Genomic DNA, 279 nt, shown 5'->3' with positions numbered 1-279 from the left:
CCCTGACGATACAGGCCGGTGAACTGCAACTCAACCAGGCTGAAACTCAGGCCGGGCAGATAACCATCAACGCCGACACCCTGAGCCATCAAGGCGGTGTGATGCAACAACAGGGCAAAGACACGCTGTCCCTTACCACCCGGCGACTGGATAACCAACGCGGCACTATTGCGGGCAACGGCAACCTGAACCTTAAAGCAACGACCGTCGATAATCGTCACGGCAACATCGTGGCCGCCGAAAAAGGCTCGCTGACACTGGCGGTCAAAGACACGCTGG

At 58.1% G+C, this 279-nt stretch carries 1 protein-coding gene; it reads left to right on the top strand.

The window, feature by feature from the left end; all coding sequences use genetic code 11:
• Positions 1 to 101: 101 nt before the first annotated feature.
• On the top strand, positions 102 to 279 hold a 178-nt coding region (locus SLS51_RS24815; protein ID WP_439126912.1), incomplete at its 3' end, for a hypothetical protein.

The sequence above is a fragment of the Photorhabdus africana genome (assembly GCF_035181445.1).
Taxonomy (GTDB): domain Bacteria; phylum Pseudomonadota; class Gammaproteobacteria; order Enterobacterales; family Enterobacteriaceae; genus Photorhabdus; species Photorhabdus laumondii.
This window is presented reverse-complemented; position numbering and strand designations above follow the sequence as displayed.